Source organism: Streptomyces violaceus (assembly GCF_036014075.1).
GTDB lineage: Bacteria > Actinomycetota > Actinomycetes > Streptomycetales > Streptomycetaceae > Streptomyces > Streptomyces violaceus.
Genome location: NZ_CP107911.1, coordinates 6,786,060 through 6,798,139, shown reverse-complemented (window position 1 = coordinate 6,798,139; position 12,080 = coordinate 6,786,060). Strand labels below are relative to the sequence as shown.

8 protein-coding genes are annotated in these 12,080 nt (G+C 70.3%); 6 read left to right on the top strand and 2 right to left on the bottom strand.

Features of this window, described 5'->3' with window-relative positions:
* The first annotated feature begins 76 nt into the window (after positions 1-76).
* On the top strand, positions 77-934 hold the full coding sequence (locus tag OG542_RS30530) for a DUF4184 family protein (protein ID WP_328414980.1): 858 nt from the start codon (positions 77-79) through the stop codon (positions 932-934).
* Here OG542_RS30530 and OG542_RS30525 read toward each other — a convergent pair.
* Both OG542_RS30525 and polA read right to left on the bottom strand, forming a co-directional pair.
* Positions 852-1,331, bottom strand: a complete 480-nt coding sequence (locus OG542_RS30525; RefSeq protein WP_328414978.1) for an MBL fold metallo-hydrolase — start codon at positions 1,329-1,331, stop codon at positions 852-854. The genes OG542_RS30530 and OG542_RS30525 overlap by 83 nt on opposite strands.
* Before the next feature lie 277 nt (positions 1,332-1,608).
* On the bottom strand, positions 1,609-4,335 hold the full coding sequence (polA, locus tag OG542_RS30520) for a DNA polymerase I (RefSeq protein ID WP_328414976.1): 2,727 nt from the start codon (positions 4,333-4,335) through the stop codon (positions 1,609-1,611).
* Between the two features lie 157 nt (positions 4,336-4,492).
* Between polA and OG542_RS30515 the strand changes: the two genes are divergently transcribed.
* The 5 genes from OG542_RS30515 (at position 4,493) to OG542_RS30495 (ending at position 12,075) form a co-directional block, all read left to right on the top strand.
* Positions 4,493-6,784: an FdhF/YdeP family oxidoreductase gene (locus OG542_RS30515; RefSeq protein ID WP_328414974.1), complete on the top strand. Its 2,292-nt coding sequence runs from the start codon at positions 4,493-4,495 to the stop codon at positions 6,782-6,784.
* A gap of 58 nt (positions 6,785-6,842) precedes the next feature.
* Positions 6,843-7,331 carry a PaaI family thioesterase gene (locus OG542_RS30510; RefSeq protein WP_189728884.1) on the top strand — a complete coding sequence of 163 codons (489 nt, stop codon included), beginning with the start codon at positions 6,843-6,845 and terminating at the stop codon, positions 7,329-7,331.
* A 631-nt stretch (positions 7,332-7,962) separates the two neighbouring features.
* The gene (locus OG542_RS30505; RefSeq protein ID WP_328418177.1) at positions 7,963-9,192 is read left to right on the top strand and encodes a branched-chain amino acid ABC transporter substrate-binding protein; all 1,230 of its coding nucleotides are present in this window, start codon (positions 7,963-7,965) and stop codon (positions 9,190-9,192) included.
* 137 nt (positions 9,193-9,329) lie between these two features.
* Complete coding sequence (locus OG542_RS30500) at positions 9,330-10,259, top strand: branched-chain amino acid ABC transporter permease (RefSeq protein WP_193480617.1); 930 nt, start codon at positions 9,330-9,332, stop codon at positions 10,257-10,259.
* 4 nt (positions 10,260-10,263) lie between these two features.
* Positions 10,264-12,075, top strand: a complete 1,812-nt coding sequence (locus tag OG542_RS30495; protein ID WP_328414970.1) for a branched-chain amino acid ABC transporter permease — start codon at positions 10,264-10,266, stop codon at positions 12,073-12,075.
* The last annotated feature ends 5 nt before the right edge of the window (positions 12,076-12,080 follow it).

The following is a 12,080-nucleotide window of genomic DNA, read 5'->3' as shown; positions in this document are numbered from 1 at the left end:
CGGCATCCCGCATACTGGGCCGTCCGAATACCGGGCGGTCCGATCGCCCGGGCAACGACCGTCACCAGGAGCAGAGTTGCCGTTCACGCTGAGCCACGCGGCAGCCGTACTGCCCGCCGTGCGCGCCGACGGGACCGGCCGGGGCCCGCTGGTGCCCGCCGTCCTCGTGGCGGGTTCCTTCGCGCCCGATATGACCTACTACGCGGCGAGCGTGCTGTCCGGGGCGATGGAGTTCGGTGACGTCACGCACGCGTTCCCGGGGGTGTTCACGGTCGATGTGCTCATCGCCTGGGCGCTGGTGGGTCTGTGGCTGCTGATGCGCGAGCCGCTGGTGGCGCTGCTGCCACGGGCTCGGCAGGGGCGGGTGGCGGCCCTGGTGCGATGCGGGGCGCCACGCGCGCGTGTGACGCCCTCGCTGGTGGTGCGGTGGTACGTGTCCGCGGTGCTCGGCGCGCTGACGCACGTCGTGTGGGACGCCTTCACGCATCTCGACCGGTGGGGGATGCGGCTGTTTCCGGTGCTGGGCCGTGAGGTGGCGGGCTCGCCCCTGTACTGGTACCTGCAGTACGGCGGTTCGGCGGTGGCCGCTGTGGTGATCGCCGTGTTCGTGGTGCGGGCGCTGCGGCGGGCGCCGGTGCGCGAACCGGTGGGCATCCCGGTGCTCGCGGCACGGGACCGCTGGGCGGCCGGTGCCGTGATCGGCGGCTTCGCGCTGGTGGGGGCGGTGCAGCGGGCGGCGCGGTGGTGGGCCTACTGGGGGTCGGCCGCGAAGCCGTGGGAGATCATTCCGACGGTGTGCTTCGGCGCGGGGGCGGGGCTCGTCCCGGCGCTGCTGTTGTACGCCGTCGTGGTCAGGGCGCGGCGCCCGGTTCCGGCCCCCGGCGGTCCTGACCGTGCCGGCGATACGGAGCCGAGCCGTCCGGCCGCTCGCTGAGGCGCTCGGTGGTCGCGATGTACACCGTGATGGTGGTGTGCGCGGGGCGCGGCCGTGGGAGCAGCGTGAGGACGAGGGTCAGGTAGCCGCGGGCCCGGTCGGCCCAGGCCCGGCGGGGGGCGATTCTGCCGGTTTCGCCGGGTGTCTCGGGACTGCCGGGCAGGTCGCCGGTGTCCGAGGGGCTGGTGGGGCCGGTGGCGGGCAGGCCGCCGGGGCCGGCGGAGTCGGTGCGCCGGCGGCCTGGGGCCAGGCGGTTACGGAGATCCGCCGTCGGCCGGCGCAGGGCCGTGGTGAGGGTCGCGGGGACGCGGAGCGTGCTTGCGTCGGCCGCGTGGACCCGGACCGGCGGGAGTGCCACGCCTGGTGCCGTGCGGCTGAGGAGCGTGCGTATACCCATGCCCGCATCCTTGCGACGGTCGGGGGCGGGGGCGCCTTCACGGGGGCCACGCGAGTGATGATTCTGGTGGGGGTGGGCCCGGGGCGGCCGGGCTCAGCCGGGACGGGTGCCCGGATGGGATCGGGGCCGGGGTGGGACTGGGCCGGGGGCCGGTAGCTCGGTAGGCGGGACGGGGCTGTGGCGGCTTTCTCCGGCCGCCCAACGAGCCCCGGCGCCGAAGCACCACCCCGTACCCCTGCTCCCTGCCCGGCCCTGTCCGGCCCAAGCAGCGCAGCGCCTAGTGTGCCGCCGACTCCCAGTCCGCCCCCGCGCCCACCGAGACGCCCAGCGGGACACGGAGGTGAACGGCGTTCGCCATCTCGCGGCGGACGAGTTCCTCGGCGGCCGCGCGCTCGCCCGGGGCGATCTCCAGCACGACTTCGTCGTGCACCTGGAGCAGCATCCGGGATTCCAGCCCGGCCTCCTTCAGCGCGTCGCCCACCTTGAGCATGGCGATCTTCACGATGTCGGCCGCCGTGCCCTGGATGGGCGCGTTGAGGGCCATCCGCTCCGCCGCCTCGCGGCGCTGGCGGTTGTCGCTGTTGAGGTCGGGGAGGTAGCGGCGGCGCCCGAAGAGCGTCGCCGTGTAGCCCGTCGCCCGGGCCTCGTCGACCGCCCGGCGCAGATAGTCCCGTACGCCGCCGAACCGCTCGAAGTACGCGTCCATCAGGGCGCGGGCCTCCGCCGCCTCGATGTTCAGCTGCTGGGACAGGCCGAAGGCCGACAGTCCGTAGGCCAGGCCGTACGACATGGCCTTGATCTTGCGGCGCATCTCGGCGTCCACCGCGGTCGGCTCGACCGCGAAGACCTGTGAGGCGGCCGTGGTGTGCAGGTCCTCACCCGAGGTGAAGGCCTCGATCAGGCCCTCGTCCTCGGAGAGGTGGGCCATCACGCGCAGCTCGATCTGGCTGTAGTCGGCCGTCATCAGGGACTCGAAGCCCTCGCCGACGACGAAGCCGCGGCGGATCGCGCGGCCCTCGTCCGTACGGACCGGGATGTTCTGCAGGTTCGGGTCAGTAGAGGACAGGCGGCCGGTGGCGGCGACCGTCTGGTTGAAGGTGGTGTGGATCCGGCCGTCGGCGGCGATCGTCTTGATCAGGCCCTCGACGGTGACGCGGAGCTTGGCCTGCTCGCGGTGGCGGAGCATGATCACCGGCAGCTCGTTGTCCGTCTGGGCGGCGAGCCAGGCGAGGGCGTCGGCGTCCGTCGTGTAGCCGGTCTTCGTCCGCTTCGTCTTGGGCAGGGCCAGCTCGCCGAAGAGGACTTCCTGGAGCTGCTTGGGCGAGCCCAGGTTGAACTCGTGCCCGGCCGCGGCGTGGGCCTCCTTCACCGCCTGCTGGACGGCGCCGGCGAACATCTGCTCCATGGCCTCCAGGTGGGACCGGTCGGCCGCGATGCCGTGGCGCTCCATGCGGGCGAGCAGCGCGGACGTGGGCAGCTCCATGTCGCGCAGGAGGTCGGCGGCGCCGACCTCCTCCAAGCGGCTCTCGAAGGCCTGGCCCAGATCGAGGACGGTGCGGGCCTGGATCATCAGGGCCTCGGCCTCGGCGCCTTCGTCCGCGCCGAAGGCGAGCTGGCCGTCGGCAGCGGCGGCGGGGGTCAGCTCGCGGTGCAGGTACTCCAGGGACAGCGCGTCCAGGTCGAAGGAGCGGCGGCCCGGCTTGACCAGGTAGGCGGCGAGCGCGGTGTCCATGGTGACGCCCTCGACGCTCCAGCCGTGCTCGGCGAAGACCCGCATGGCGCCCTTGGCGTTGTGGAAGGTCTTGGGCCGGTCGGCGTCGGCGAGCCAGGCGGCGAAGGCCGTCTCGTCGGCCTCGTCCAGCTGGGAGGGGTCGAACCAGGCGGCCGGTCCGCCGGGCGCGGCGAGCGCGACCTCGGCGACCGAGCCGGTGCCGAGCGCCCAGGTGTCGACCGTGGCGATACCGAGGGGCTGCGTGCCGTGCTCGGTGAGCCAGCCGGTCAGCTCGCCGGTGCCGAGCACCGTGCCGTCCAGTTGCACGCCCTCCGTGCTGACCGGGGTGGTCTCGGCCTCCTCGGCGCCGGGGTCGACGGCGAAGAGCCGCTCGCGCAGCGAGGGGTTGCGGATCTCCAGGGTGTCCAGGACCACCGCGACGGCCGTGCGGTCGTAGGCGGTCCGCTCCAGGTCGGTGACGCCCTTGGGGAGCTCCACCCGGCGCTCCAGCTCGGTGAGCCGGCGGTTGAGCTTGACCGCTTCGAGGTGGTCGCGGAGGTTCTGGCCGGCCTTGCCCTTGACCTCCTCGACGCGCTCGACGAGGTCCGCGAAGGAGCCGAACTGGTTGATCCACTTCGCGGCGGTCTTCTCGCCGACGCCGGGGATGCCGGGGAGGTTGTCGGAGGGGTCGCCGCGCAGGGCCGCGAAGTCGGGGTACTGCGCGGGCGTCAACCCGTACTTCTCGAACACCTTCTCCGGGGTGAAGCGGGTCAGCTCGGAGACGCCCTTGGTCGGGTACAGCACCGTGGTGTGCTCGCTGACCAGCTGGAAGGAGTCGCGGTCGCCGGTGACGATCAGCACCTCGAAGCCCTCGGCCTCAGCCTGGGTGGCGAGGGTGGCGATCACGTCGTCCGCCTCGAAGCCGTCCACCGCGAAGCGGGCGGCGCCCATCGCGTCGAGCAGCTCGCCGATCAGCTCGACCTGGCCCTTGAACTCGTCCGGGGTCTTGGAGCGGTTCGCCTTGTACTCCGTGAACTCCTGGGACCGCCAGGTCTTGCGGGAGACGTCGAAGGCGACCGCGAAGTGCGTGGGCTCCTCGTCGCGCAGCGTGTTGGCCAGCATCGACGCGAAGCCGTAGATCGCGTTCGTCGGTTGGCCCGTCGCCGTGGTGAAGTTCTCCGCGGGCAGCGCGAAGAACGCGCGGTAGGCCAGCGAATGCCCGTCCATGAGCATCAGTCGCGGACGGCTGCCGCCGGAGGTCTTGTCGGTCGTCTTCGATGCTGTCTCTGCCACGCCCCCGATCCTGCCACGCCCCACTGACACTCGGCCCCGGCCCCGGCCCCGCGGGCTCCGAGACGGGACATCGCCCCGAGCCCGCCCCCACCAGATGTCACCACCCCGTGCGAGGATCGAGGGCCTGTCTCACAGCGCAGTCGAAGGGGAGCGTGCGATGGCGACCAAGCCGCCCAAAAGTGATCCGGTCCAGGACGCGCCGCAGGTCGCCGCGCCGAAGCACGCGGCAGCGGGCCTCCCCGCGATCGGGCACACACTGCGCATGGCCCAGCAGCAGATGGGCGTGAAGCGCACCGCGCTGACGCTGCTGAGCGTGAACCAGAAGGACGGCTTCGACTGCCCGGGCTGCGCCTGGCCCGAGCCGGAGCACCGGCACCGGGCGGAGTTCTGCGAGAACGGCGCGAAGGCGGTCGCCGAGGAGGCCACGCTGCGCCGGGTCACGCCCGAGTTCTTCACCGCGCACCCGGTCGCCGATCTCGCCGGCCGCAGCGGCTACTGGCTGGGGCAGCAGGGGCGGCTCACCCACCCCATGTACCTCCCCGAAGGGGGCACGCACTACGAGCCGGTCACCTGGGAGCGCGCCTTCGGCATCATCGCCGAGGAGGTCGCCGCCCTCGCTTCCCCGGACGAGGCCGTCTTCTACACCTCCGGGCGCACCAGCAACGAGGCCGCGTTCCTCTACCAGCTGTTCGCCCGGGAGCTCGGCACGAACAACCTTCCCGACTGCTCGAACATGTGCCACGAGTCGTCCGGCTCGGCCCTGTCGGAGACGATCGGCATCGGCAAGGGCAGCGTCCTGCTGGAGGACCTGCACCGGGCCGACCTGATCATCGTCGCGGGCCAGAACCCGGGGACGAACCACCCGCGCATGCTGTCCGCCCTGGAGAACGCCAAGGACAACGGCGCGAAGATCATCAGCGTCAACCCGCTGCCCGAAGCGGGCCTGGAGCGTTTCAAGAACCCGCAGACCCCCAAGGGCCTCACCACCGGCTCCGCCCTCACCGACCTGTTCCTGCAGATCCGCATCGGCGGCGACCAGGCCCTGTTCCGTCTCCTCAACAAACTGATCCTCGACACGCAGGGCGCGGTCGACGAGACGTTCGTCCGGGAGCACACGCACGGCTACGAGGAGTTCGCCGAGGCCGCCCGCGCCGCCGACTGGGACGAGACGCTCGCGGCCACCGGACTGACCCGCAAGGAGATCGAGGACGCCCTGCGCATGGTCCTCGCCTCCGAGCGCACCATCGTCTGCTGGGCCATGGGCCTCACCCAGCACAAGCACTCGGTCCCCACGATCAGGGAAGTGGTCAACTTCCTCCTCCTGCGCGGCAACATCGGCCGCCCGGGCGCGGGCGTCTGCCCGGTGCGCGGCCATTCGAACGTGCAGGGCGACCGCACGATGGGCATCTTCGAGCGCCCCGCCCCGGCGTTCCTCGACGCCCTGGAGAAGGAGTTCGGCTTCGCGCCGCCGCGCGAGCACGGCTACGACGTCGTACGGGCCATCCGCGCCCTGCGCGACGGCGAGGCGAAGGTCTTCTTCGCCATGGGCGGCAACTTCGTCTCGGCGTCCCCCGACACGGAGGTCACCGAGGCGGCGATGCGGCGGGCCCGGCTGACCGTGCACGTGTCGACGAAGCTGAACCGCTCGCACGCGATCACGGGCGCGCGTGCCCTGATCCTCCCGACGCTCGGCCGTACCGAACGCGACCTCCAGGGCAGCGGCGAGCAGTTCGTGACGGTCGAGGACTCGATGGGCATGGTGCACGCCTCCCGGGGCCGGCTGGAGCCCGCGAGCACGCACCTGCTGTCCGAGCCGGCCATCGTCTGCCGCCTGGCCCGCGCTGTGCTGAGCGAGAACAGCCGCACGCCCTGGGAGGAGTTCGAGAAGGACTACGCGACGATCCGGGACCGGATCGCACGCGTGATCCCCGGCTTCGAGGACTTCAACGCGCGCGTGACGGGTGCTTCCGGCAGCCCCGGCGGCTTCGCCCTCCCCCACGCCCCGCGCGACGAGCGCCGCTTCCCCACCGCCACCGGCAAGGCCAACTTCACCGCCGCGCCCGTGGAGTACCCGGAGCTGCCCGAGGGCCGCCTGCTGCTCCAGACGCTGCGCTCGCACGACCAGTACAACACCACGATCTACGGCCTCGACGACCGCTACCGGGGCATCAAGAACGGCCGCCGGGTGGTGCTGGTCAACCCCGAGGACGCGCGGACACTGCAGCTGACCGACGGCTCGTACGTCGACCTGGTCAGCGAGTGGAAGGACGGCGTGGAGCGCAGGGCGCCGGGCTTCCGGGTCGTGCACTATCCGACGGCCCGGGGCTGTGCCGCCGCGTACTACCCGGAGACCAACGTGCTGGTGCCGCTGGACGCCACCGCGGACACCAGCAACACCCCGGCCAGCAAGTCCGTCGTCGTACGTCTGGAACAATCGGCGACCGACTGAGCGTTTGCTCAGGTATTAGAGGTAGCCGTAGCGATCAGGACGAACGGAGCCCGGCCCCATGGGTGAGCAGCAGCATGTGAAGTTCCCGCAAGAGGTCATCGACGAGTACGCCGCGCTCGGCGTGGACCTCCTGGCCCTGTTCTCCGCGGGTCACCTCGGGACCCGGATGGGCGTCCAGATCCTCGAGGCGTCGGCGGACCGGGTCGTCGGGACGATGCCGGTGGAGGGCAACACCCAGCCCTACGGACTGCTCCACGGCGGGGCCTCCGCCGTGCTGGCCGAGACGCTCGGCTCGGTCGGATCCATGCTGCACGGCGGCAGCTCCAAGATCGCCGTGGGCGTCGACCTGAACTGCACCCACCACCGCGGGGCACGCTCCGGCCTCGTCACCGGCGTGGCCACGCCCGTGCACCGGGGACGCTCGACCGCCACCTACGAAATCGTCATCACAGACGAAAGTGACAAAAGGGTGTGTACGGCCCGGCTCACCTGCATGCTGCGCGACGTGAACCCGGGCGACGAGGAACTGATCCGCGCCGCACGCTGACCCGGCCGCACGACACATTCCGGCCCGACGCCGCCGCGAGGGAACACCCGAGCGGCGGCATCCGCGCGTAGACACACCGGCCCCTCAACTCCTCTGGAAAAACAGGCGGCTTCCGGTTCGCGACGACCGCCGAGAGCCGCACCCTCACCGCGCCGTCCGCCACCACCCACGGCATCACCGTGAAATTAACTGTTCCCAATCGTTCGGAACGCCCCCTGGACACGGGCCGCCGCTTCCCTGACGTAACGCTCCGTAATGCGCGCGCAATACAACACCGCGGCCTCCCCTTCGACCGCGCCCGACCCGGGGACCTTTCCGATCCCGCCCTCCTCGCCTGCGCCACGTCAACCGCACGATCTCGGCCATGGCCAACCGGAAGTGCGGGTTCTCAGAATGCGGACTTCGGAGAAAGTCGGCCAAACCCGCCTAAATGGTCCGTCGGAGAAGCCGGGCATCCATCACGTCATAACAAGAAAGTCACAAGCCGTCCCACGCCACTGACCCTGCCTCCACACCGGGCTTAGAGTCACGGCCAGTCACCGCTCCATCGGGAGTTCGGTACCAGCGCGGCACTCACCCCCCGAACAGGGCGGGCCTGCCTGTGAAAGGACTGATCGTGCGACAGCGTTCCTTGGTGATTCTTACCTCCGTTCTGACGACCGGAGCTCTGACTCTCACCGCCTGCGGCTCCCGAGACGACAGCGGTAAGAGCGGAGACAGCGGCGACGGCACCACGCTGACCATCGGCGTCGACGCCCCCCTGTCCGGTGAGAACTCCACCACCGGCCTCGGTATCCAGTACGGCGCCCAGATTGCCGTCGACGACGCCAACAAGAACAACTGGGTCCCGGGCGTGAAGTTCAAGCTCAAGGCCCTGGACGACAAGGCGCAGCCCGCCACCGGCCAGTCCAACGCCACCACCTTCACCGGCGACAAGACCGCCGTCGGCGCCGTCGGCCCGCTGAACTCCGGCGTCGCCCAGACCATGCAGCAGGTCTTCGCCTCGGCCAACATGGTCCAGATCTCCCCGGCGAACACCGCCCCCGAGCTGACCCAGGGCAAGAACTGGCAGACGGACAAGAAGCGTCCGTTCAAGACGTACTTCCGTACCGCCACCACCGACGAACTCCAGGGCAGCTTCGCGGCCGGCTACGCGTACAACGGCCTCAAGAAGAAGAAGGCCTTCGTCGTCGACGACAAGCAGACCTACGGCGCCGGCCTCGCGAAGATCTTCAACGGCCAGTTCAAGAAGCTCGGCGGCAAGGTCGTCGCCACCGACCACGTCAACACCGGCGACAAGGACTTCGGCTCCCTCGTCACGAAGATCAAGAACTCCGGTGCCGACCTGCTCTACTACGGCGGCCAGTACGACGAGTCCGCGCTGATCACCAAGCAGCTCAAGGACGCCGGCGTCAAGATCCCGCTGTTCGGCGGCGACGGCATGTTCGCCTCCACGTACATCGAGGCCGCCGGCAAGTCCGCCGAGGGCGACCTCGTCACCGCCATCGGTGTCCCCGCCGACACGCTGCCCGCGGCCAAGCAGTTCATCCAGACGTACAAGGACAAGGGGTACAAGGGCGACTACGGCGCCTACGGCGCCTACGCCTACGACGCCACCACGGCCATCATCAAGGCCGTCAAGGCCGCGGCCGACGCCAACGGCGGCAAGGTGCCCAGCGACATCAACGACCTGCGCTCCAAGGTCGTCGACGGTGTCCAGAAGTCCGACTTCGAAGGCCTCACCGGCAAGGTCTCCTTCGACCAGTACGGCGACACCACCAACAAGCAGCTGACGGTGTACCAGGTCGAGAAGGGCGCCTGGAAGGCCGTGGAGACCGGCACCCCCGACGACCTCCAGTAGTTCCGGCCCCACTAGCCGCACCACGGGCCGCGCGGGAGGAGGACCCCGACCGCGCGGCCCGTTTTCACACCCCCACACAGCACGCGACCACGCACGCATCCAGTGCACACGACCACCAGCGACATGGAGGCCACGCGGTGAACACCCTGCCGCAGCAGCTGGCCAACGGGCTGCTTCTCGGCTCGATGTACGGGCTGATAGCCATCGGCTACACGATGGTGTACGGCATCGTCCAGCTCATCAACTTCGCGCACGGCGAGATCTTCATGACCGGAGCGTTCGGCGCCCTCACGGTCTACTTCTACATACTCCCCGACGGCACCTCGATGGCCCTCGCCGTACCCCTGATGCTTCTCGGCGGCGCCCTCGTGGCCATCCTCATCGCCGTCGGAGCGGAACGGTTCGCCTACCGGCCACTGCGCGGAGCACCACGACTGGCACCGCTCATCACCGCCATCGGCCTCTCCCTGGCCCTCCAGGAGGTCGTCCGCAACTTCTACCCCGGCGCCGACCGCGCCCGCGCCTTCCCCGGCCTCGACGCCACCCACGACATCGGCTCCGTCACCATCAAGGACGCCGACATCTTCCTCATCCTGGCCGCCGTCCTCTGCATGGCCGCCCTCGCCTTCTTCGTACGCCGCAGCCGCACCGGCCGCGCCATGCAAGCCACCGCGCAGGACCCCGACACCGCGCAGCTCATGGGCATCGACACCAACCGCATCATCGTCATCGCCTTCGCCATCGGCGGCTTCTTCGCCGCCGTCGCAGCCGTCGCCTACGGACTCAAGTACGGCAACGTCGACTACCGCATGGGCTTCCTGATGGGCCTCAAGGCCTTCACCGCGGCCGTCCTCGGCGGCATCGGCAACATCTACGGCGCCATGCTCGGCGGCGTCGTCCTCGGCATCGCCGAAACCCTCGCCTCGGCCTACATCGACGAGATCCCCGGCATGAACCAGCTCGGCGGACAGAGCTGGGCCAACGTGTGGGCCTTCTGCCTCCTCATCCTCGTGCTCCTCTTCAGGCCACAAGGCCTGCTCGGCGAGCGCGTCGCGGACAGGGCGTGATCACATGACCGAGACGACCAAAAACCCCGCCCCGGACGCCGTCCCCGCCCCGCCCGCACCGCGCGGCCTCATACCGCTGCCCGCCGCAGCCGCCCGCGCCCTGCTCCTCGCCGGCGGCATCGCCACCGCGGCCTCCGCGTTCCTCGCCTGGACCTGGACCAACGAGTTCCCCGGCGCCCTCACCTTCTACGGCTACCCCGGCGGCCTGCAATGGCTCACCTTCACCGCCGGCGTCCTCACCGCCCTGTTCGCCCTCGCCTCCTACGGACCGCGCGGACTCGGCTGGCTGCTGCCCGCCCGTAACAACGCACCGCTCGTCCTCACCGCCCTCGGCGGCTTCACCGTCACCTGGTTCACCGTCATCGCCATCAGTGCCGAACTCGGCGGCGTCGTCAACCTCGAACCCGGCGGCTGGATCGCGGCCATCGCCTCCCTCCTGCCCCTCCTCGGCGCCTTCGCCCTCCCCCAGGAGAAGACCGGCACCGACGGCACCAAGGAAGCCCTCAAGGCCTATATCGCCAAACCCGACCACATCCCCGCCCCCCAGGCCACCGCGCCCTGGGTCCAGCGGGCCCTGATCACCGTGGTCACCGTGATCGGTCTCGGTGTCTTCACCTACGGCATCGACACCGAATACGGCGAACTGTTCATCGGCTACCTCTTCGTGGTCACATTCGCCATGTGGGCCGTGCACACCGCCGGCCTCATGGACCGGTTCTCGGCGCTCGTGGCCGGCAACCGCAGCTTCACCCTCGCCATGGGCTTCGCCGCGGCCATCGCCTTCCCCTTCACCCAGACCGACGACCACTACGCCAACATCGGCGTCAACATCCTGATCTTCGGGACCGTCGCCCTCGGCCTGAACATCGTCGTCGGCCTCGCCGGCCTCCTCGACCTCGGATACGTCGCCTTCCTCGGCGTCGGCGCCTACACCGCCGCCCTCGTCTCCGGCTCCGAGTTCTCCACCATCTCCGGCGTCCACCTGCCGTTCTGGGCCTCCGCCCTGGCCGGCGCCGCCGCCTCCCTGGTCTTCGGCGTCCTCATCGGCGCCCCGACCCTGCGGCTGCGCGGCGACTACCTCGCCATCGTCACCCTCGGCTTCGGTGAGATCTTCCGCATCGCCGTCAACAACATGGACGGCGACTCCGGACCCGACGTCACCAACGGCCCGAACGGCATCGCCAACATCCCCGACCTGAACCTCCTCGGGTTCAACTTCGGCCAGGCCCACGACATCGGCGGATTCACCCTCGGCCGGTTCGCCAACTACTACCTGCTCATGGTGCTGATCATGGCCATCGTGGTCCTGGTCTACACGCGCGCCGCCGACTCCCGTATCGGCCGCTCCTGGATCGCCATCCGCGAGGACGAGACCGCCGCGACCGCCATGGGCATCAACGGCTTCCGCGTCAAGCTCGTCGCCTTCGCCCTCGGCGCCGCCCTGGCCGGCCTCGCCGGCACCGTCAGCGCGCACGTCACCTACAGCGTGGTCCCCACGCCGTACCAGTTCGCCGGCTCCACGCCCCCGAACTCCGCGTTCCTCCTGGCCGCGGTCGTCCTCGGCGGCATGGGCACGGTCGCGGGCCCCCTCCTCGGCGCGGCCCTGCTCTACCTGCTGCCCGAGAAGCTGGTCTTCCTCCAGGACAAGTCGCTCCTCGCCTTCGGTATCGCGCTCATCCTGCTGATGCGCTTCCGCCCCGAAGGCATCATCGCCAACCGCCGGCGCCAGCTCGAATTCCACGAGACCGGCCAACTCGACGTACCCAAACAGACCACGCTGACCGACGAACCGGCCGTCACCAAGGCGGGGGCGTAAGAATC

What these genes read in the sequence shown, in the direction of transcription:
- OG542_RS30525 (WP_328414978.1), bottom strand. Translation starts at nt 1,331, where the DNA reads ATGGGTATACGCACGCTCCTCAGCCGCACGGCACCAGGCGTGGCACTC.
- OG542_RS30515 (WP_328414974.1), top strand. Translation starts at nt 4,493, where the DNA reads ATGGCGACCAAGCCGCCCAAAAGTGATCCGGTCCAGGACGCGCCGCAG.
- OG542_RS30510 (WP_189728884.1), top strand. Translation starts at nt 6,843, where the DNA reads ATGGGTGAGCAGCAGCATGTGAAGTTCCCGCAAGAGGTCATCGACGAG.
- OG542_RS30495 (WP_328414970.1), top strand. Translation starts at nt 10,264, where the DNA reads ATGACCGAGACGACCAAAAACCCCGCCCCGGACGCCGTCCCCGCCCCG.